Annotated in this window: 21 protein-coding genes; 3 read left to right on the forward strand and 18 right to left on the reverse strand. The window is 69.1% G+C overall.

Translation table 11 applies throughout. From position 1 onward, the window contains the following. Positions 1 to 101: 101 nt before the first annotated feature. The 3 genes from ACSHXC_RS12490 (at position 102) to ACSHXC_RS12500 (ending at position 3,938) form a co-directional block, all read left to right on the forward strand. On the forward strand, positions 102 to 1,295 hold the full coding sequence (locus tag ACSHXC_RS12490) for a sensor histidine kinase (protein WP_438291658.1): 1,194 nt from the start codon (positions 102 to 104) through the stop codon (positions 1,293 to 1,295). Next, positions 1,292 to 1,936 carry a response regulator gene (locus tag ACSHXC_RS12495; protein WP_438291660.1) on the forward strand — a complete coding sequence of 215 codons (645 nt, stop codon included), beginning with the start codon at positions 1,292 to 1,294 and terminating at the stop codon, positions 1,934 to 1,936. The genes ACSHXC_RS12490 and ACSHXC_RS12495 overlap by 4 nt, the downstream gene beginning before the upstream one ends. Before the next feature lie 157 nt (positions 1,937 to 2,093). After that, a complete protein-coding gene (locus ACSHXC_RS12500) occupies positions 2,094 to 3,938 on the forward strand; it encodes a glycosyl hydrolase family 18 protein (RefSeq protein ID WP_438291661.1) in 1,845 nt (614 codons plus the stop codon). 301 nt (positions 3,939 to 4,239) lie between these two features. Here the strand turns inward: ACSHXC_RS12500 and ACSHXC_RS12505 are convergent, their stop codons facing one another. The 18 genes from ACSHXC_RS12505 to ACSHXC_RS12590 form a co-directional block, all read right to left on the reverse strand. Further along, a complete protein-coding gene (locus tag ACSHXC_RS12505; protein WP_053726997.1) occupies positions 4,240 to 4,686 on the reverse strand; it encodes a DUF2550 domain-containing protein in 447 nt (148 codons plus the stop codon). Positions 4,687 to 4,813: 127 nt separating this feature from the next. Beyond that, positions 4,814 to 5,188 carry a F0F1 ATP synthase subunit epsilon gene (locus ACSHXC_RS12510; protein WP_114038178.1) on the reverse strand — a complete coding sequence of 125 codons (375 nt, stop codon included), beginning with the start codon at positions 5,186 to 5,188 and terminating at the stop codon, positions 4,814 to 4,816. Positions 5,189 to 5,309: 121 nt separating this feature from the next. Next, entirely contained in the window at positions 5,310 to 6,752 is a 1,443-nt protein-coding gene (gene atpD, locus ACSHXC_RS12515; RefSeq protein WP_344376722.1) for a F0F1 ATP synthase subunit beta, read from the reverse strand. Then, positions 6,752 to 7,669, reverse strand: coding sequence for a F0F1 ATP synthase subunit gamma (locus tag ACSHXC_RS12520; RefSeq protein WP_438291663.1), 918 nt, complete (start codon positions 7,667 to 7,669; stop codon positions 6,752 to 6,754). The genes atpD and ACSHXC_RS12520 overlap by 1 nt, the downstream gene beginning before the upstream one ends. Positions 7,670 to 7,692: 23 nt before the next feature. Further along, on the reverse strand, positions 7,693 to 9,285 hold the full coding sequence (gene atpA, locus ACSHXC_RS12525; protein WP_053726993.1) for a F0F1 ATP synthase subunit alpha: 1,593 nt from the start codon (positions 9,283 to 9,285) through the stop codon (positions 7,693 to 7,695). Between the two features lie 139 nt (positions 9,286 to 9,424). Beyond that, the gene (locus ACSHXC_RS12530) at positions 9,425 to 10,240 is read right to left on the reverse strand and encodes a F0F1 ATP synthase subunit delta (protein ID WP_344376725.1); all 816 of its coding nucleotides are present in this window, start codon (positions 10,238 to 10,240) and stop codon (positions 9,425 to 9,427) included. Then, positions 10,237 to 10,773 (reverse strand): F0F1 ATP synthase subunit B, encoded by a 537-nt coding sequence (locus ACSHXC_RS12535; protein ID WP_063802014.1) that lies wholly within the window; start codon positions 10,771 to 10,773, stop codon positions 10,237 to 10,239. The genes ACSHXC_RS12530 and ACSHXC_RS12535 overlap by 4 nt, the downstream gene beginning before the upstream one ends. A gap of 51 nt (positions 10,774 to 10,824) precedes the next feature. Further along, positions 10,825 to 11,058 carry an ATP synthase F0 subunit C gene (gene atpE / locus ACSHXC_RS12540; RefSeq protein WP_053726990.1) on the reverse strand — a complete coding sequence of 78 codons (234 nt, stop codon included), beginning with the start codon at positions 11,056 to 11,058 and terminating at the stop codon, positions 10,825 to 10,827. Between the two features lie 76 nt (positions 11,059 to 11,134). Further along, entirely contained in the window at positions 11,135 to 11,959 is an 825-nt protein-coding gene (atpB, locus tag ACSHXC_RS12545; protein ID WP_438291664.1) for a F0F1 ATP synthase subunit A, read from the reverse strand. 225 nt (positions 11,960 to 12,184) lie between these two features. After that, positions 12,185 to 12,622 (reverse strand): hypothetical protein, encoded by a 438-nt coding sequence (locus tag ACSHXC_RS12550; protein ID WP_053726988.1) that lies wholly within the window; start codon positions 12,620 to 12,622, stop codon positions 12,185 to 12,187. A 264-nt stretch (positions 12,623 to 12,886) separates the two neighbouring features. Continuing rightward, complete coding sequence (locus ACSHXC_RS12555) at positions 12,887 to 14,215, reverse strand: MraY family glycosyltransferase (protein ID WP_344376728.1); 1,329 nt, start codon at positions 14,213 to 14,215, stop codon at positions 12,887 to 12,889. A 183-nt stretch (positions 14,216 to 14,398) separates the two neighbouring features. Next, positions 14,399 to 15,637, reverse strand: a complete 1,239-nt coding sequence (gene glyA / locus ACSHXC_RS12560) for a serine hydroxymethyltransferase (RefSeq protein ID WP_438291665.1) — start codon at positions 15,635 to 15,637, stop codon at positions 14,399 to 14,401. 51 nt (positions 15,638 to 15,688) lie between these two features. Next, complete coding sequence (locus tag ACSHXC_RS12565; RefSeq protein ID WP_114038169.1) at positions 15,689 to 16,339, reverse strand: protein-tyrosine-phosphatase; 651 nt, start codon at positions 16,337 to 16,339, stop codon at positions 15,689 to 15,691. Further along, positions 16,336 to 16,983, reverse strand: a complete 648-nt coding sequence (locus ACSHXC_RS12570) for an L-threonylcarbamoyladenylate synthase (protein ID WP_386155165.1) — start codon at positions 16,981 to 16,983, stop codon at positions 16,336 to 16,338. Before ACSHXC_RS12570 ends, ACSHXC_RS12565 begins: the two co-directional genes overlap by 4 nt. A gap of 46 nt (positions 16,984 to 17,029) precedes the next feature. Beyond that, a complete protein-coding gene (prmC, locus tag ACSHXC_RS12575; protein ID WP_438291666.1) occupies positions 17,030 to 17,911 on the reverse strand; it encodes a peptide chain release factor N(5)-glutamine methyltransferase in 882 nt (293 codons plus the stop codon). A gap of 32 nt (positions 17,912 to 17,943) precedes the next feature. Beyond that, positions 17,944 to 19,023 (reverse strand): peptide chain release factor 1, encoded by a 1,080-nt coding sequence (gene prfA, locus ACSHXC_RS12580; protein ID WP_438291668.1) that lies wholly within the window; start codon positions 19,021 to 19,023, stop codon positions 17,944 to 17,946. A gap of 102 nt (positions 19,024 to 19,125) precedes the next feature. After that, positions 19,126 to 19,350: a 50S ribosomal protein L31 gene (gene rpmE, locus ACSHXC_RS12585; protein WP_189963666.1), complete on the reverse strand. Its 225-nt coding sequence runs from the start codon at positions 19,348 to 19,350 to the stop codon at positions 19,126 to 19,128. A 156-nt stretch (positions 19,351 to 19,506) separates the two neighbouring features. Continuing rightward, the gene (locus ACSHXC_RS12590; protein WP_438291669.1) at positions 19,507 to 20,616 is read right to left on the reverse strand and encodes an LCP family protein; all 1,110 of its coding nucleotides are present in this window, start codon (positions 20,614 to 20,616) and stop codon (positions 19,507 to 19,509) included. Positions 20,617 to 20,824: the final 208 nt, after the last annotated feature.

The raw sequence follows: 20,824 nt of genomic DNA on the forward strand, positions 1-20,824 counted from the left end.
TCGTCGTCGCCAGTGACGAAACGGGACTGCATCCTTCGATGTAGCGGCGGATCGCCTGGGGTGAGGAGGCCCGGCGCCCGGCGGCCGTGTTGGATGGGACCGTGAAGCCGCTCTCCCGACCAGACCGCGACGACGCCCTGATCGCCGGGGCCGGACTGCTCGGCGGGCTCGTCCTGTGGGCCGTCGGCCTGCACACCCAGGGGGGCCGTCCGCTGGGCGGCGCCTGGGTGCTGGTGCCGCTGGTCCTGATGGCCGGCCTGGAGCTGCTCCGCCGGACCGCCCCGCAGACAGCGCTGGTCATCGGCACCTGCGCGCTGGTGGCCGACCAGTTCACGTCGGGCAGCCTGGCGACGGTCGTGATGTTCACCGACCTCATGTACGCGGCCGTCCTGTACGGCACCCCGGCCGCCGCGCGCCGCATCCCGGTCACCACCGGGCTGATCACCGTGGGCGTGACGATCGGGTTCTACGCCTGGTTCCACAAGCCGGAGGCGCTGCTCATCGGCGTGGTCACCGGCCTGATCTCGTTCACGCCCGCGACCACCGGGGCCCTCGTGCGCAACCACCGCGAGGCCGCCGAGAGCGCCCGGCTGCGGGCCGAACAGACCGCGCTGCTCGCGGAGCTGGACCGCAGCCAGGCCGTGGTCGCCGAGCGCGCGCGGATGGCCCGCGAGCTGCACGACATGGTGGCCAACCACCTCTCGGCGATCGCCATCCACTCCACGGCCGCGCTCTCCCTCGACGACCCGGCCACCACCCGGCAGGCACTTTCGGTGATCCGCGAGAACAGCGTCGACGGGCTCGCCGAGATGCGTCGGCTCATCGGGCTCCTTCGCGACACCACCGGCCGCGACGAGCCCACCGCGGCGCCCACCCTGGCCGGGCTCGACGCGCTGCTCGCCCAGGCGCGCACCAACGGCGCCGACAGCGGGCTCGGCTTCACGCTCGACGACCGGCGTGCCGACGACGGCCCGCTGCCCGCGCCGGTGGAGCTCGCGGCGTACCGGATCGTCCAGGAGTCCCTCACCAACGCGCTCAAGCACGCGGCGCCGGGCACCGTCGAGGTCGTCCTCACGCGCCTGGACGGCCTGCTCACGGTACGCGTCACCAGCCCGTACGGCGACCGTCCCGGCCCGCGCGCTCCGGGTTCCGGGGCCGGGCTCATCGGGATGCACGAGCGGACCGAACTGCTCGACGGGACCTTCGCCGCAGGTCCCGAAACGGCGACCGACGGCTCCAAGATCTGGCAGGTGCGGGCCCAACTGCCCGCAGAGGAAGGGAAGTTGAGCACATGACGATCCGGGTCCTGGTCGCGGAGGACCAGTCGGCGGTACGGGCCGGGCTCGTGCTGATCCTCTCCAGCGCCCCGGACATCGAGGTGGTCGGCGAGGCGGCGGACGGCGAGCGGGCGGTGGCGCTCGCCCGTGAACTCCGCCCCGACCTGGTCCTGATGGACGTCCAGATGCCGAAGCTGGACGGAGTCTCGGCGACCGGCATCGTGACCGGCGAACAGCTCGCCGACGTCCTGGTCCTGACCACCTTCGACCTCGACGAGTACGTCTTCGGCGCGCTGCGCGCGGGCGCTTCGGGCTTCCTGCTCAAGAACACGGACGCGAAGGACCTGATCGAGGCGGTGCGTACGGTGGCGCGCGGCGAGGGCCTGATCGCACCGGCCGTGACCCGCCGCCTCATCGCGGAGTTCGCAGCGGCCCCGCGCCAGGTCGCCCCACAGCGCCCCGCCGCGCTCGACACCCTGACCCGCCGCGAGGGCGAGGTCCTCTCGTGCCTGGGCCGGGGCCTGTCCAACGCGGAGATCGCGGTACGCCTGGACATGGCGGAGGCCACGGTGAAGACGCACGTCAGCAGGCTCCTCGGCAAGCTGGAACTGCGCAGCAGGGTCCAAGCGGCGGTACTGGCCCAGGAGTTGGGTCTCTAGAGCCGGATGGGCTGTCGGAGGTCTGGACCTCTTGACGGTTGGTACAGACCTTTCTACGCTCACCGCACACTGCTGGTGGGCGTGCCGTCGCTGAGGCGCACCCACCGGACGGAGCAGGGTCCCACCCCCACCACCGTCGCACCATTCGGGAGCAGCCTTGAGAACCGCACGTCGTCTCCGTACGCGCTTCAGATCAAGAGCCGCAGCGGCCCTGACCGCACTCGCCCTCCCCCTGGCCGCACTCGTGGGCCTCGCCTCCCCGGCCGAAGCCGCCACCTCGGCGACCGCCACGTACGCCAAGTCCTCGGACTGGGGTACGGGATTCGGGGCCGGCTGGACCATCAAGAACACCGGCACCACCGCACTCAGCTCCTGGACCGTGGAGTGGGACTACCCCTCGGGTACGTCCGTGACCTCGGCCTGGGACGCGGACGTCACCAGCTCCGGCACCCACTGGACCGCCAAGAACAAGTCGTACAACGGCACCCTCGCCCCCGGCGCCAGCGTGAGCTTCGGTTTCAACGGCGCGGGCCCGGGCTCGCCCTCGGGCTGCAAGCTCAACGGCGGCTCCTGCGACGGAGGTTCGACCCCCGGCGACAACCCGCCGTCCGCCCCCGGCACCCCGACCGCGAGCAACGTCACCGACACCGGCGCGACACTGTCCTGGTCGGCCGCGACCGACGACAAGGGCGTCAAGAACTACGACGTCTACCGGGGCTCGGCCAAGATCGCGACCGTCACCGGCACGACGTACACGGACACGGGCCTGACGGCCGGGACCACCTACACCTACAGCGTGACCGCACGCGACACCGCCGACCAGACCGGCCCCTCCTCGGGCTCGGTCACCGTCACCACCACCGGGGGCGGCGGCAACCCGGACCCGGGCTCCACGGTCAAGCTCGGCTACTTCACCGACTGGGGCATCTACCAGCGCAACTACCAGGTGAAGAACATCGTCACCTCGGGCTCGGCGAGCAAGCTGACCCACATCAACTACGCGTTCGGCAACGTGACCAACGGCGCCTGTGCCATCGGTGACGCCTACGCCGACTACCAGAAGACGTACGACGCGTCCTCCAGCGTCGACGGCACCGCCGACACCTGGGACCAGCCGGTCGCGGGCAACATCAACCAGCTCCGCGAGCTGAAGAAGAAGTACCCGAACCTCAAGGTCCTCTGGTCCTTCGGCGGCTGGACCTGGTCCGGCGGCTTCGGCGCGGCCGCGGCCAACCCGGCAGCCTTCGCCGACTCCTGCTACTCCCTGGTCAAGGACCCGCGCTGGGCCGATGTCTTCGACGGCATCGACATCGACTGGGAGTACCCGAACGCCTGCGGCCTGTCCTGCGACACGAGCGGTCCTGCGGCCCTGAAGAACCTGCTCGCCGCGCTGCGTGCGAAGTTCGGCAGCTCGGCGCTGGTCACGGCCGCCGTCACCGCCGACGGCTCGACGGGCGGCAAGATGGACGCGGCCGACTACGGGGGCGCGGCGAGCTACGTCGACTGGTACAACGTGATGACGTACGACTTCTTCGGCGCGTGGGCCGCCCAGGGCCCCACGGCCCCGCACTCCCCGCTCACCTCGTACAACGGCATCCCGATCGCGGGCTTCAACACGGATGCGGCGATCCAGAAGTACCTGGGCAAGGGCGTCCCCGCGAGCAAGCTCAACCTGGGCATCGGCTTCTACGGCCGGGGCTGGACGGGCGTGACGCAGGACGCCCCGGGAGGCACGGCGACGGGCCCGGCCCCCGGCACGTACGAGCAGGGCATCGAGGACTACAAGGTCCTCAAGACGGCCTGCCCGGTGACCGGCACGATCGCGGGCACGGCCTACGCCCACTGCGGCTCCAACTGGTGGAGCTACGACACGCCGTCGACGATCACCGGAAAGATGACGTACGTGAAGAACCAGGGGTTGAGGGGGGCGTTCTTCTGGGAGTTCAGCGGAGATACGTCGAATGGTGAGTTGATCTCGGCGATCGACAACGGCCTCAGGTAACCGGGCCACCCAGCACCCCGGAGGGCGGGCCCGTCCCCCGCCTTCTGGGGGCTCTGCCCCCAGCCCCCCCGCTCCTCAAACGCCGGAGAGGCTGAATCTGCCGACTGCGGACCGTGCGTGGCTGGTCGCGCAGTTCCCCGCGCCCCTAGCAGTATTGGTGCTGGCCAGCACCGGGGCATTTCAGCCCGTCCGGCGTTTGAGGACGAGCGCCCTTAAGGCGCGAACGGGGTCTGGGGCGGAGCCCCAGGAGCACCTTCACCCCCGGAGGGTCTCGGGAAGGGGCGGGGTGGGGAAAGACCGGCTACGCCACGTTCACCCGTTGGCCCGGCGGCGCCGCCTCCAGCCACGCCAGGAACCCCGTCAGCGCATCCTCGGACATCGCCAGCTCAAGCCGCGTACCCCGATGCGTACAGCCCAGGATGATCGCGTCGGAGAGGAGGGCAAGCTCCTCCTCGCCCTCCGGCAGGCGCCGGGCCACGACATCGATCGCCGACCGCTCAAGAACCCGCCGCGGCCGAGGCGCGTAGGAAAAGACCCGGAACCACTCAATCCGGTCACCGTTGTAGCGGGCCACCCCGTACACCCAGCCCTTGCCACTGGTGTCCGGCGTCTCCGGAAGACCCCAGCGCAGACTGCAGTCGAACGTGCCGCCCGAGCGCTGGATCAGCCGCCGGCGCAGACCGAAGACGAAGAGTCCCACCAGTACCAGCGCGACGACCAGGCCACACACAAGCAGAGCGAGAGTCATCTACACCGACCTCCTCGCTCAACCAGTAATCCAGCAACGGAAAAATCTGCCTGCATCGCCTCAGCCGCGACCGGCTCCGGAAAATTCCGGACCGAGCCGCGGCTGAGGGAAATCTCCGGCGGGGGTGCTAGCGCACCGCCACCGCACGCAGTCGTACATCGGCGCGCCGCTCGGCGGCGGCGTCCGACGCGGACTTCGCACTCTCCAGCGCACGCTCGGCACGCTGGACGTCGATCTCGTCCGCCAGCTCGGCGATCTCCGCCAGCAGCGAAAGCTTGTTGTCGGCGAAGGAGATGAATCCACCGTGCACCGCCGCGACGACGGTGCCGCCCTCGCTCGTACGGATCATCACCGGGCCCGACTCCAGCACACCAAGGAGCGGCTGGTGACCGGGCATGACGCCGATGTCGCCGGACGTGGTGCGCGCGACGACCAGGGTGGCCTCGCCGGACCAGACACTGCGGTCCGCGGCGACGAGCTCGACGTGCAGCTCAGTAGCCATGGTTGGCTCCTCGGGTCACCACCCGGCGGTACGGCCGGGTGTTGGGACAATTCTAGTCAGTTCTTAAGTGGCGATACGCAGAGGGGCGGGACACACCCGCCCCTCCACGCGGTCGGGCGCGTCAGGAGACGCCCAGCTCCTTGGCGTTGGCCTTGAGGTCTTCCAGGCCACCGCACATGAAGAACGCCTGCTCGGGGAAGTGGTCGTACTCGCCGTCGCAGATCTGGTTGAACGCCGTGATCGACTCGTCCAGCGGGACGTCCGAACCGTCGACGCCGGTGAACTGCTTGGCGACGTGCGTGTTCTGCGACAGGAAGCGCTCCACGCGGCGGGCGCGGTGCACGACCAGCTTGTCCTCCTCGCCGAGCTCGTCGATGCCGAGGATGGCGATGATGTCCTGGAGGTCCTTGTACTTCTGCAGGATCGTCTTGACGCGCATGGCGGCGTCGTAGTGCTCCTGCGCGATGTAGCGCGGGTCCAGGATCCGGGACGTGGAGTCCAGCGGGTCCACGGCCGGGTAGATGCCCTTCTCGGAGATCGGACGGGAGAGAACCGTCGTCGCGTCGAGGTGGGCGAAGGTGGTGGCCGGGGCCGGGTCGGTCAGGTCGTCCGCGGGGACGTAGATCGCCTGCATCGAGGTGATCGAGTGACCACGGGTCGAGGTGATGCGCTCCTGGAGGAGACCCATCTCGTCGGCCAGGTTCGGCTGGTAACCCACCGCGGAGGGCATACGGCCGAGCAGGGTCGACACCTCGGAACCCGCCTGGGTGTACCGGAAGATGTTGTCGATGAAGAAGAGGACGTCCTGCTTCTGGACGTCACGGAAGTACTCCGCCATCGTCAGACCGGCCAGGGCGACCCGGAGACGCGTGCCCGGCGGCTCGTCCATCTGACCGAAGACCAGGGCGGTCTTGTCGATGACGCCCGAGTCCTGCATTTCCTCGATGAGGTCATTGCCCTCACGGGTGCGCTCGCCGACACCGGCGAACACCGACACACCGTCGTGGTTGTTGGCCACGCGGTAGATCATTTCCTGGATGAGGACGGTCTTGCCGACACCGGCACCACCGAACAGGCCGATCTTTCCACCCTTGACGTACGGGGTGAGAAGGTCGATGACCTTGACGCCGGTCTCGAACATCTCGGTCTTGGACTCGAGCTGGTCGAAGTTGGGCGCCTTGCGGTGGATCGCCCAGCGCTCGCCGATGTTGGCGTTCTCCTCGGGCTTGTTCAGCACCTCGCCGAGGGTGTTGAACACCTTGCCCTTGGTGAAGTCGCCGACCGGCACCGTGATGCCGTCGCCCGTGTCGACCACCGGGGCCTGGCGGACCAGACCGTCGGTGGGCTGCATCGAGATCGCGCGGACGATGCCGTCACCCAGGTGCTGGGCGACTTCGAGCGTCAGCGTCTTGAGCTTGCCGTCCTCGGCCGGGTCGGCCACCTGGACGTGCAGCGCGTTGTAGATCTCCGGCATCGCGTCGACGGGGAACTCCACGTCGACGACCGGGCCGATGACCCGGGCGACGCGGCCCGTGGCAACGGCCGTCTCAACAGTGGTCGTCATTACTTGTCACTCCCCGCGGTCGCGTCGGCCAGCGCACTGGAGCCACCGACGATCTCGCTGATTTCCTGGGTGATTTCGGCCTGGCGGGCCGCGTTGGCAAGCCGGGAGAGGCTCTTGATGAGCTCCCCGGCGTTGTCGGTCGCCGACTTCATCGCGCGGCGGCGGGCGGCGTGCTCGGAAGCAGCCGACTGCAGCAGCGCGTTGTAGATGCGGCTTTCGACGTAGCGCGGCAGCAGGGCGTCGAGGACGTCCTCCGCCGACGGCTCGAAGTCGAAGAGCGGAAGGATCTCGTCCTTCGTGCCCGTCTCGTCCTGAGCCTTCTCCAGCGACAGCGGCAGCATCCGGTCGTCGACCGGCGTCTGCGTCATCATCGACACGAACTCCGTGAAGACGATGTGCAGTTCGTCCGCACCGCCCTCGGCCGTCTCCGTCTGGATGGCCTCGATCAGCGGCGCGGCCACCTGCTTGGCGTCCGCGTAGGTGGGGCTGTCGGTGAAGCCCGTCCACGAATCCGAGACCTTGCGCTCACGGAATCCGTAGTAGGCGACACCCTTGCGGCCGACGATGTACGTGTCGACCTCCTTGCCCTCGCCGCGCAGCCGCTCCGAGAGCTTCTCCCCCGCCTTGATGGCGTTGGAGGAGTAGCCGCCGGCCAGACCGCGGTCGCTCGTGATGAGCAGGACCGCGGCGCGGGACGGAGCCTCGGCCTCGGTGGTGAGCGGGTGCTTGGTGGTGGAGCCGGTCGCCACCGCGGTCACCGCACGGGTGAGCTCGGTCGCGTACGGCGTGGAGGCCGCCACCTGGCGCTGCGCCTTGACGATGCGCGAGGCGGCGATCATCTCCATCGCCTTGGTGATCTTCTTGGTCGCGGTGACGGATCGGATGCGACGCTTGTAGACCCGGAGCTGCGCTCCCATGAGTCAGGTCCCTTCCGTCGTCGTCACTTGCTGGTGCTGACCGGCGTGTCGTCGCCGAGGAGCTTGCCGTCCGAGGTCTCGAACTGACGCTTGAAGCCGGCGATGGCGTCGGCCACCGACTGCAGGGTGTCGTCCGACATCTTCGCGCCCTCGGCGATCGAGGTGAGGAGCTCCTTGCGCTCGCGGCGCAGGTACTCGAGCAGCTCGGCCTCGAAGCGGCGGATGTCCTCGACCGGGACGTCGTCCATCTTGCCGGTGGTGCCGGCCCAGATGGAGACGACCTGCTCCTCGACCGGGAACGGCGAGTACTGCGGCTGCTTCAGCAGCTCGACCATGCGCTTGCCGCGCTCAAGGGAGGCCTTGGAAGCGGCGTCCAGGTCGGAACCGAAGGCGGCGAACGCCTCCAGCTCGCGGTACTGGGCGAGGTCGACACGCAGTCGGCCGGACACCTGGCGCATGGCCTTGTGCTGCGCGGAACCACCGACTCGGGAGACGGAGATACCGACGTTCAGCGCGGGGCGCTGACCGGCGTTGAACAGGTCCGACTCCAGGAAGCACTGGCCGTCGGTGATGGAGATGACGTTGGTCGGGATGAACGCCGACACGTCGTTCGCCTTGGTCTCGACGATCGGCAGACCCGTCATCGAACCGGCGCCCATGTCGTCCGACAGCTTCGCGCAGCGCTCAAGCAGACGCGAGTGCAGGTAGAAGACGTCACCCGGGTACGCCTCGCGGCCCGGCGGGCGGCGCAGGAGCAGCGACACGGCGCGGTAGGCGTCGGCCTGCTTCGACAGGTCGTCGAAGATGATGAGGACGTGCTTGCCGTCGTACATCCAGTGCTGGCCGATGGCCGAACCGGTGTACGGGGCGAGGTACTTGAAGCCGGCCGGGTCGGACGCGGGCGCGGCGACGATCGTCGTGTACTCCAGCGCGCCGGCCTCTTCCAGGGCGCCACGCACGGAGGCGATGGTCGAGCCCTTCTGGCCGATGGCGACGTAGATGCAGCGGACCTGCTTCTTCGGGTCGCCCGAGCGCCAGTTGTCGCGCTGGTTGATGATCGTGTCGACGGCCAGAGCGGTCTTGCCGGTCTGACGGTCACCAATGATCAGCTGACGCTGGCCACGGCCGATCGGCACCATCGCGTCGACGGCCTTGTAACCGGTCGCCATCGGCTCGTGCACCGACTTACGGACCATGACGCCCGGAGCCTGCAGCTCCAGGGCGCGGCGGCCGTCGGTCTCGATCTCGCCGAGGCCGTCGATCGGGTTGCCGAGCGGGTCGACGACGCGGCCGAGGTAGCCCTCGCCTACGCCGACCGAGAGCACCTCACCGGTGCGCTGCACCGGCTGGCCCTCTTCGATTCCGCTGAACTCGCCGAGGACGATCGCACCGATCTCGCGCTCCTCGAGGTTGAGGGCGAGACCAAGGGTTCCGTCCTCGAACCGCAGCAGCTCGTTCGCCATGGCCGAGGGAAGACCCTCGACCTTCGCGATGCCGTCGCCGGCAACGCTGACCGTACCGACCTCCTCGCGCGAGGCCGCGTCCGGCTGGTACGACTGGACAAAGGTCTCCAGCGCGTCCCGGATCTCCTCCGGCCGGATCGTGAGCTCCGCCATCTGGGTTCCCTGCTCTCCTTGTTGGGCCCGAAGTTTCTAAGGGGGTCTGGGGGCCGACCCCCAGGAATCTTCTGCAATTTCTGCACGGCCCAACCGGGCCGCTGGTGTTGCTAATTCAGTTGCTGTGCCGACCGTGAGGTCAGCGCGCCAGCCGCCGGTTCGCCTCTTCGAGGCGCTCCGCGATGGTGCCTTCGATGACCTCGTCGCCGACGCGCACCGAGATCCCGCCGAGGACCTCGGGGTCCACATCGAGGTTCAGATGCATCCGGCGGCCGTAGATCTTCGCCAGAGCCGCACCGAGGCGCTGCTTCTGGACGTCGGTCAGCGGAACCGCCGAGGTGACGACGGCGACCATCCGGTCCCGGCGGTGCGCGGCGAGCTTGGAGAGGGACTCGAGTCCCGCTTCCAGGCTACGTCCACGCGGCCGGGTCACAAGACGGCCGACCAGACGCTCGGTGACCGGGTTCGCCCTGCCGCCGAGCAGGCTGCGCAGCAGCTCGCTCTTGGCCGCGACCGTGGCGGTGCGGCTGGTGAGCGCGGAGCGCAGCTCGGTGCTGGAGGTGACGATGCGGCCGAACCGGAACAGCTCGTCCTCGACGTCGTCCAGCGCGCCCGACTGCTGCGCGGCGGTGAGGTCGGCGGTGGCCGCCAGTTCTTCCAGCGAGTCCACCAGGTCACGGGACTGCGACCAGCGGGAGCGGACCATGCCGCCCACCAGGTCGGCGGTCTCGCCGCCCACCTGGCCGCCGAACAGACGCCCGGCCAGCTCGGCCCGGGCCTCGCCGGCCTGCGCCGGGTCGGTCAGGACCCGACGCAGCGAGACCTCGCGGTCGAGCAGCGTGGTGACGGCGGCCAGCTCGTCGCCGAGCTTCGCCGCGTCGACGGACGTGTTGTCCATCAAGGCGTCGAGACGCTCGCGTGCGGCGGCCAGTGCCTCGCGGCTCGCGCCGTTCATCGGACGGCCTCGGCCTTCTCCTCGAGCTCGCCGAGGAAACGGTCGATGGTGCGGCTCTGGCGGGCGTGGTCCTCAAGGGACTCACCGACCAGCTTGCCGGCCAGGTCGGTCGCCAGCTTGCCCACGTCCTGACGGAGCGAGTGCGCGGCGGCCTTGCGGTCGGCCTCGATCTGGGCGTGGCCGGCAGCGATGATCTCCTCACGCTGCCGCTGGCCTTCCGCCCTCATCTCCTGGATGAGCGCGGTGCCCTGCTCGGTCGCCTCCTGGCGCAGGCGCGCAGCCTCGTGGCGGGCCTCGGCGAGCTGCGCCTTGTACTGCTCAAGGACGCTCTGGGCCTCGGTCTGAGCGGCCTCGGCCTTCTCCATCCCGCCTTCGATGGCCTCGCGACGCTCGTCCAGAACCTTGTTGATGTTCGGGAGGAGCTTCTTGGCGAGGAAGCCGAAGACGATGACGAAGGCGATGAGGCCGATGACGAGCTCAGGCCACGGCGGAACGAGGGGGTTTTCCTTGCCCTCGGCCGCCAGCTGAACCATGGTGAGGTTCACATCAGTGCCTTTCGTCGGTCGGTCTGGTCGTGGTTCGTCTTAGTAGACGAACGGCATGACGAGGCCGATCAGGGCCAGCGCCTCACAGAACGCGAAACCGAGGATCTGGTTGGCGCGGATCAGGCCGGCCGCTTCGGGCTGACGGGCAAGAGCCTGCGTGCCGTTACCGAAGATGATGCCGACGCCGACGCCGGGGCCGATCGCGGCGAGGCCGTACCCGATGGAGCTGAGCGAGCCGGTGACGCCATCGGAGGCAGCGAGGATCTGGGACATGCCAGTTCTTCCTTCTCTTTCACGGACCGGTGGGGGTTGGCCACCGGACGACTTGGGGTATGGAGGGGGCGGGCGGTCAGTGGTGCTCGGCGAGCGCGCCCTGGATGAAGACGCAGGCCAGCAGCACGAACACGTACGCCTGGACGGCCTGGATGAAGAGCTCGAACGCGGTCATCACGACGACCATCACGAAGGAGACGCCGGAGTACGCGATGCCGATGCCGTTGAGCATGTACCAGCTGGCGATGGTGAACAGCAGCAGCAGGGTGTGACCGGCGAACATGTTCGCGAAGAGTCGGACCGCGTGCGTGAAGGGGCGGACCAGCACGTTCGAGAAGAACTCGATGACCATGACCAGAGGCAGCACGCCACCCAGCGACTTGTCGTAGCCGGTCAGGTTCTTGAAGCCGCCGACGAAGCCGTGGCGCTTGAACGTGAGCGTCATCCAGATCACGTAGACGATCAGCGCGAGGACCGCCGGGTACGCGATGATCGACGTCACCGGGAACTGGGCGACCGGGATGATCGACCAGAGGTTCATCATCCAGACGAAGAAGAAGATCGAGACCATGAGGGGGACCCACTTCTCGCCCTCCTTCTTGCCGATCGTCTCGTAGACGATGCCGCGGCGCACGAAGTCGTAGCCGGCCTCGGCGACCATCTGCAGCTTGCCGGGGACGACCTTCGGCTTGCGGAAGGCGGCCCAGAAGAAGCCGACGATGACGAGCGAGCCCAGCAGGGCCAGCAGCATCGGCTTGTTGAAGTACAGGCCGTTGGTGTCGCCCCAGAGCGGCTCGAAGAGGAACGAGTGCAGGCCGGGACCCTCGAAGCCACAGCCGTTCGACTGGAAGATGTGGCAGCTCGGATCGAAGGCGAGCACCTGCGTCGGGTCAGCACTCACCGCGGGCTCCTTCAGCGTGGCGCATAGGTACGGCAACCTCGTTGTGTCGGCGCGGCGCGCAGCCGCGGTTCGGCACTGGACTGGTGTTACGGATGATGGGGCGGCGGTCGGGCATCAAGCCTCGCGAATGAGCAGGCGTCAGCTCAGATGCCCGCGCCCGCAGTGCCGCAGTTGGCACCGGACGATAGCAGGGTCCTGAACTCGCATTTATTCCGGCCCTACCGTTCACGACGACGGCCCCGTCTTTTCGGGCTTGTTGCCCTCAGCGGTATCCGGTTCGACGTAAAGGATCTTCGCCTTCATGTGCGCACGCGCCTGCGCGCCGATCCAGACGAGGGTCAGCGCGACGAGGGTTGCGGCGAAGCATTTCGGGTTGAACAGCGTCGTGTTCTTGAAGACCGCGACGAAGATGAAGAGCAGGAGCAACTGCGCGGTGTACAGCATCAGCCCCATGGCCTGGAACAGATGCGGAAGCGATTTGGCGGTGCGTTCCAGGACGACGAGTCCGATGCCCATGAAGAGGATCACGACCAGCGTCGCGACGATGGCACCCACCGCTCCCTTGCCGCCCGCGACCACACCGCTGATCACGGCGGCAACAGCGCCCGCGGCAGCGGTGGGTAGGGCGGTCTGGAGAAGAGTGCGTGCGTCGTTGGACGGCATGGCGGCAGCTCCGCTTGCTGGTGGGGGCAAAGTGGTGTCGTCATGGACGAGCGTAAGCCCGGGCCGAGTTGGTCCCTCGGGCCAACGGACCGTCGCACTACGGTCCTTCGGCTCTGTCGCCGGGTCTCGTGAACCGTATCACAAACTATTTGATGAGGTCTTTACCATGGAAGTGTGCCGCCCGTCACACTTGAGAGTGGTGCTGCGCGTTTGTGCGCAACGGGCGGCGAGATGTCTGGTATTGGGTGTCGACGCGGCAATTCGTCAGCGCGACGCACCGGTCTTCCGTCGGTCGGGGAAACGCGAACGGGGGCCGATCGCTGTCGCCCCGTTGACGCCGGAAACCCCGGCGGCCACAGGAGTGCGCTCGCCGCGCACCTCCTCGTCCCCCTCGGAGGCCAGCGAGTGCACCGTCTCCGGCTCGCTCCGCGCGTGCCGGTAGCGCGGCGGCACGAACCGCTCGGCCCACTGCGGGGCGCGCGGCGCGAACCGCGGCAGCAGCAACAGTACGAGCCCGACCGCGCTCAGCGCGACGATCACGAGCACGATCCACATCGACGCCGAGTGCACCGAGTAGGCGACCGCGCCGAACGCGATGAGCGCCGACCAGAAGTACATGATCAGCACCGCCCGGCTGTGCGAGTGCCCGATCTCCAGGAGCCGGTGGTGCAGGTGCCCGCGGTCCGCGGCGAACGGCGACTGCCCGTTCCAGGTCCTGCGGACGATCGCGAGTACGAGGTCGGCCATCGGGATCGCGATGATCGACAGCGGCATGAGCAGCGGGATGAAGACCGGCAGCATCGCGTGCGTGGCATCGCGGGTGCCGCCGAAGTTGAGCTTCATCGCGTCCGGGTCGACCTGGCCCGTGATGGAGATCGCGCCCGCCGCGAGCACCAGGCCGATCAGCATCGAGCCCGAGTCGCCCATGAAGATCCTGGCCGGGTGCATGTTGTGCGGCAGGAAGCCCAGGCACATCCCCATGAGGACGGCGGCGAACAGGGTGGCGGGGGCCGCCGCCTCGATTCCGTACCCGTACCAGAGCCGGTAGGCGTACATGAAGAACGCCGCGGACGCGATGCACACCATGCCGGCGGCCAGGCCGTCGAGGCCGTCCACGAAGTTCACCGCGTTGATGGTGATCACGACGAGCGCGACCGTGAGCAGGGTGCCCTGCCAGGAGGTCAGCGAGACCGAGCCGATGCCGGGGATGGGCAGCCACAGGATGGTCAGACCCTGCATGACCATGACGCCCGCGGCGATCATCTGGCCGCCGAGCTTGATCAGCGCATCGATCTCGAACTTGTCGTCCAGGACGCCGATCAGCCAGATCAGCGCGGCCCCGGACAGCAGGGCCCGCGGTTCGTTGGACTGGAAGACGGGGTTGAGGCCGTCGAGGTGGTCGGCCACGAGCAGGCCCGCGCACAGGCCGCCGAACATGGCGATGCCGCCGAGCCTCGGCGTCGGTTCCCGGTGCACGTCACGCGCGCGGATCTCCGGCATCGCACCCACGGCGATGGCGAACTTCCGCACCGGCCCGGTGAGCAGGTAGGTCACCGCGGCCGTGACGCAGAGCGTCAGCAGGTATTCACGCACGGGCTGCCCCAGAGGTTTCGCTGGCCATCTCAGCCCCACACCCTAGCTTCGCGCGCATGTGGTTGAGGACATTAGGATCCGGCGAATGGTTGCAGGTACCCCGCCGAAGCGGAGATAAGCCCGCATTTCTGCCTTTGTGCGAACCCTGTGAAAAGGTCCCGAGACGATGGAAACAGGACCCTCTTAAGGAGGGGGGAATCTCTCCGCCAGTTCCCTTGCCTCCGCCCGTGCCCCGGGATCCTCTCGCATCGCCATCGCGAAGAGCACCGCGATTCTGGCCATCTCCGCCTCGCCCATGCCCTGGGTGGTGACGGCGGCGGTGCCGAGCCGGATTCCGCGGGCGTCCAGGTGCGGCAGGGCGCAGCTGTCCAGGACGAGCCCGGCGCCCGCGAGCCGGCCGCGCGCGGTGCGCCCGTCGATGCCGAACGGCGCCGGGTCGGCGAGCAGGAGGTGGGTGTCGGTGCCGCCGGTGACCACTCCGAACCCCTCCGCGAGCAGCCCCTCGGCGAGGGTGCGCGCATTGGCGACCACCTGATGGGCGTACGCCGTGAAGGCGGGGGTGGACGCCTCTCCGAAGGCGATGGCCTTGGCGGCGATCGTGTGCATCTGGGCGCCGCCCTGCGTGAAGGGGAACACGGCCCGGTCGATGCGGGCGGCCAGGTCACTGCCGCAAAGGATCAGCCCGCCGCGCGGCCCGCGCAGCACCTTGTGGGTGGTGGCGCACACCACGTCGGCGTACGGGACCGGGCTCGGCGCCGCTCCCCCGGCGACCAGGCCCATGGGGTGCGCGGCGTCCGCGATGAGGTAGGCGCCCACGTCGTCGGCGATCTCGCGGAAGGCCTGGTAGTCCGGGTGGCGGGGGTACGCGATCGAGCCGCACACGATCGCCTTGGGCCGGTGCTCGACCGCCAGGTCCCACACCTCGCCGTAGTCGATGAGCCCGGTGTCCGGCTCGACCCCGTATCCGACGAAGTCGAACCAGCGCCCGGAGAAGTTCGCGGGCGAGCCGTGCGTGAGGTGTCCGCCGAAGGGGAGCCCCATCGCCAGAACGGTGTCTCCCGGCTTCAGGAGCGCCGCGTAGGCCGCCAGTACCGCCGAAGTCCCCGAATGCGTCTGTACGTTGGCGTGGGCGGCTCCGAACAGGGCCTTGACGCGGTCGACGGCGATGCGCTCGGCGACGTCGACGACTTCGCAGCCGCCGTGGTGGCGGGCGCCGGGGTATCCCTCGGCGTACTTGTTGCCCAGCTGCGAGCCCAGGGCCGCGCGCACGGCCGGCGAGGTGAAGTTCTCGGCGGCGATCAACTGCAGCGAGGCGGCCTGCCGCTCGGCCTCGCCGAGCAGCACGTCGGCCATTTCGGGGTCCTGCCGCCTGAGGGCGTCGAACCCCGCGAGTTCAGTGCCAACTGCGGAGATGACGGACATGCACCCAGCGTAGGTCTCGGCCGCCCCGCGCGCCCGGTGTGATGGCGCGTCTCAGTGGTGGGTCGGCACGCCCGTCAGGGCGGTGACCACCGGGTCCAGGGCCTGGTTGATCTCGTCGCCGATGGAGCGGAAGAACGTGATCGGGGCGCCGTAGGGGTCGTTGACCTCGTCGGCCTCGGCGCTCGGGGCGAGCAGCCAGCCGCGCAGCGCGGCCGCGGCCCGCACCAGGGCCCTCGCCCGCTCCACCATGCCTTCCTGGAGCGGATCGGGCAGCGTGGCGGGGTCTATGGCCCGTACGAGGCGGGTGAACTCCTTCAGGGTGAAGGTGCGCAGGCCCGCCGAGTGGCCCATCGAGATGACCTGGGCGCGGTGGTCGCGGGTGGCGGTGAGCACCAGGTCGGCGGTGATCACGTGCTCGTCGAGGAGTTCGCGCCCGGTGAAGCCGGTGGCGTCCGCGCCGAAGTCGGCGAGGACGGCGGCGGCGTTGGCCTCCATCGGAGCGCCCTCGTGCCCCCAGGTACCGGCGCTCTCCACGATGAGGCCGCCCGTGAACGGGTCCCCGAGCCGGTCGCTCAGGGCATGGCGGGTCAGCCGCTCGGTGATCGGCGAGCGGCAGACGTTGCCGGTGCTGACGTGGAGGATGCGGAACGAGTTCACCGCAGGGTGAACCGTGCCTATGCCACGCCCCTCAGGGGCGGTCAATTGGCCACCTCAAGGTCGGGTACCACCTTGCGCAGTTCGTCCGCGTCGAGGGCGCCCGCGCGCAGCAGGACCGGGACCTTGCCGGTCACGTCCACGATCGAGGACGGGACGATGCCCGGGGTCGGGCCGCCGTCCAGGTACACCGAGACGGAGTCGCCGAGCATGCCCTGGGCCGCGTCGCAGTCCTCGGGCGCCGGGTGGCCGGTCAGGTTGGCGGAGGAGACGGCCATGGGGCCGACCTCGGTGAGCAGCTCGATGGCGACCGGGTGCAGCGGCATCCGGATCGCGACGGTGCCGCGGGTGTCGCCGAGGTCCCACTGCAGCGACGGCTGGTGGCGCGCGACCAGGGTCAGGGCGCCCGGCCAGAACGCGTCGACGAGCTCCCAGGCCTGCTCGGTGAAGTCGGTGACCAGGCCGTGCAGGGTGTTCGGCGAGCCGATGAGCACAGGGGTGGGCATATTGCGGCCGCGGCCCTTGGCGTCGAGCAGGTCCGTGACGGCCTGCGAGCTGAACGCGTCGGCGCCGATCCCGTACACGGTGTCCGTCGGCAGCACCACGAGCTCGCCGCGACGGACGGCGGACGCGGCTTCGCGCAGACCGGTCGTGCGGTCGGTCGCGTCGTTGCAGTCGTATCGCCGAGCCATTAGCGGGCCTCCTCGTACACGTTCACGGTCTGGGTGTCGCGGCTGATCACGGTGTGGCCTTGCGGGCCGTGGCGAAGCGCGGGCGGTTGTTGAGGTCGGGGTGGTCGGCCGCGTCCGCCCAGCCGGCCTCCTCGTTGAAGATCCACGGCACTTGGCCGCCCTGGGTGTCGGCGTGCTCGATGACGACGAGCCCGCCGGGCCGCAGGAGGCGGTGCGCGGTGCGTTCGATGCCCCGGATGGTGTCGAGACCGTCCTCGCCGGAGAACAGCGCGAGCTCCGGGTCGTGGTCGCGCGCCTCGGGGGCGACGTACTCCCACTCGGTGAGCGGGATGTACGGCGGGTTGGAGATGACCAGGTCGACCTGGCCGTCCAGCTCGGGCAGCGCGGTGAGTGCGTCGCCCTGGTGGAGAACGACGCGGGACCCCGCGACGTTCTTCCGCGTCCACTCCAGGGCGTCCTCGGACAGCTCGACGGCGTGCACGCGCGAGCGCGGCACCTCCTGCGCCATGGCGAGCGCGATCGCGCCCGATCCGGTGCACAGGTCGACGATGAGCGGCTCGACGACGTCCATCGCGCGCACGGCGTCTATGGCCCACCCGACCACGGACTCGGTCTCCGGCCGGGGCACGAACACCCCTGGTCCGACTTGGAGTTCGAGGTAGCGGAAGAAGGCGCGGCCGGTGATGTGCTGGAGCGGCTCGCGGGCCTCGCGGCGGGCGATCGCCTCCCAGTAGCGCGCGTCGAAGTCCGCGTCCTTGACGTTGTGCAGCTCTCCCCGCTTGCAGCCGTGGATGTGCGCGGCGAGCTCCTCGGCGTCGAAGCGCGGGGAGGGCACGCCGGCGTCGGCCAGCCGCTGGGTGGCCTGGGCCACCTCGGCAAGCAGCACGCTTCGGGGGCCTGGGGGTCGCCCCCCAGAGTTTTGCTGCACGCTGGTCCTCCGGCAGTCGTACGGGGGTGGGATTACTGGGCGGCCGCGAGCTTGGCGGCGGAGTCCGCGTCGACGCAGGCCTGGATCATCGCGTCCAGGTCGCCGTCGAGGACCTGGTCCAAGTTGTACGCCTTGAAGCCGACCCGGTGGTCCGAGATGCGGTTTTCCGGGAAGTTGTACGTCCGGATCTTCTCGGAGCGGTCGACGGTGCGCACCTGGCTGCGGCGGGCGTCGGCGGCCTCCTGCTCGGCGGCCTCCTGAGCGGCGGCGAGCAGCCGGGAGCGCAGGATGCGCATGGCCTGCTCCTTGTTCTGGAGCTGGCTCTTCTCGTTCTGGCAGGAGGCGACGACGCCCGTCGGGACGTGCGTGATGCGGACGGCGGAGTCGGTCGTGTTGACGGACTGGCCGCCGGGGCCCGAGGAGCGGTACACGTCGATGCGGAGGTCGTTCATGTTGATCTCGACGTCGACCTCCTCGGCCTCGGGCGTGACGAGCACGCCGGCGGCGGAGGTGTGGATGCGGCCCTGCGACTCGGTGGCCGGCACACGCTGCACGCGGTGCACACCGCCCTCGTACTTCAGCCGCGCCCAGACGCCCTGGCCGGGCTCGGTCGCGCCGTTGCCGCCCTTGGTCTTCACCGCGACCTGGACGTCCTTGTAGCCGCCGAGCTCGGACTCGGTGGAGTCGATGATCTCGGTCTTCCAGCCCACCCGCTCGGCGTAGCGCAGGTACATGCGCAGGAGGTCGCCGGCGAACAGGGCCGACTCGTCGCCGCCCGCACCCGCCTTGATCTCCAGGAGTACGTCCTTGTCGTCGCTCGGGTCGCGCGGGACCAGGAGCAGGCGGAGCTTCTCGGTGAGCTCTTCGCGCTGCGCGGTCAGGTCCTTGACCTCGGCGGCGAAGTCGGGGTCGTCGGCCGCGAGCTCGCGGGCCGTGTCGATGTCCTCACCCGTCTGCTTCCAGGCGCGATAGGTCCCGACGATCGGCGTCAGCTCGGCGTAGCGCTTGTTCAGCTTGCGCGCGTTGGCCTGATCGGCGTGGACCGAAGGGTCGGCGAGCTTCGTCTCGAGATCGGCGTGCTCGCCGATCAGGTCCTCGACCGCTTCGAACATCGGTGGCTCCTGGGTTTCAAACGAAGAAGTAGGGCTGGACGGCAAAGCGCCGGTCGCAGCGCCCCCGGAACGGAGGCGCCGCGGACCGGCGCAGTTGGCTCGCTACTTCGCGGCGGAGCCGGCAGCCTTGCCGAAGCGGGCCTCGAAGCGGGCCACACGGCCGCCGGTGTCCATGATCTTCTGCTTGCCCGTGTAGAACGGGTGGCACTCGGAGCAGATTTCGGCGCGGATGGAGCCGCCGCCGATCGTGCTACGGGTGGTGAAAGCCGCGCCACAGGTGCAGCTGACCTGGGTCTCGACGTACTCGGGGTGGATGTCGCGCTTCAAGGTGTCTCCTAGGTTCGGGAGGGCACCGGGTCGCAGGCGCGGATTGCGCGTACGTGAACCGGGGCCGACGTACCAGTCTGCCAGGACTGGCCGCATCTCCCAAAACCGGGGTGGATGCGCATCTATTCCCGGAGCGCCCGAATGCCGCCGATGGTGCTACTGGCCGGCGACGTAGCCGCCCGCGGTGCCCTTGTCGCCCGCCGAGTCGGCGGTCGCGGAGGCCGGGATCGGCTGGTCCTTGGCGAGGGCGTCCCAGACCTCCTGGGACTCCTTGGCCAGCGGGCTGACGCGGTTGGGGTCGGCCTTGTCGTACTGCACCGGCAGCGTGATCATCTTGACGTTGGACGCGTCCAGGCCCTTGAGGCCGTTGGTGAAGCCGATCAGCGAGTTGATCGAGCTCAGGTCCGAGTCGGTGGTGATCGCCTTGGTCGCGGCGTCGGCGAGCCCGTACAGCTTGGTCGGGTTGCTGAACACGCCCACGCTCTTGACCTGGCCGATCAGCGCCTTGATGAAGGCTTGCTGGAGCTGGATGCGACCGAGGTCGCTGCCGTCGCCGACCACGCCGTGCCGGGTCCGTACGAGGCCGAGGGCCTGCTCGCCGTTGAGAACGTGCCTGCCGGCCGGCAGGTCGAGGTGGCTCTTGTCGTCCTTGATCGGCTTGTTGGTGGTGACGGGCACCCCGCCGAGCTGGTCGATGAGCTTCTTGAAGCCGGTGAAGTCGACCTCGATGTAGTGGTCCATGCGGATGCCGGACATCTGCTCGACGGTCTTGACCGCGCAGGCCGGGCCGCCGACCTCGTACGCCGTGTTGAACATCTGGCGCTTGCCGCCCGGGTCGGTCTTGCCGCCGGGAGTGGCGCAGGAGGGCCGGGTGATCAGGGTGTCGCGCGGGATGGAGACGACGCTCGCGGTCTTGTGGCCCTGGTAGACGTGGATGATCATCGCGGTGTCGGACCGGGCGCCGCCCTCGTCCACGCCGTACTCCTTGTTGGCGCCGGCCCGCGAGTCCGAGCCGAGGACCAGGATGTCCATCGAGCCGTTGTCGACGTTCTGCGGGCGGTCGGTGCCGAGCTGGGCGTTGATGTCGATGCCCTTGAGGTTGCCGTTGAGCTTGAAGTACACGTAGCCGAGTCCCCCGCCGCCGACGAGGACGACGCCTGCCGCGCTCCACGCGGCTATCTTCGCGGCGCGACGGCGCGTGCTGGGCTGCTTGCGGCGCTTGCCCGCCCCGCGTATTCGGCTGCTGCGTGTGCCCTGCTCGCCCATGGTCTCCTCAGTTCTCGGTGGTCCTCCGGTTACCCCCTGCCCAGGCATTCAGGCACGGTTTGTCGACACTCGTCAGACGCCGAAGCACCAAGCAGGGTTGCACAGGGTTCTAAGAAGGCCATAAGAGCGCATCGGGCCCGGCACGCAAACCGGCGTCGGGCTCACCGCGTCCCACCTGCACGTTCGCGGCGGCTACGGGCTGTACCCG

It is taken from the genome of Streptomyces sp. HUAS TT7, from assembly GCF_051550175.1.
Taxonomy (GTDB): Bacteria; Actinomycetota; Actinomycetes; order Streptomycetales; family Streptomycetaceae; genus Streptomyces.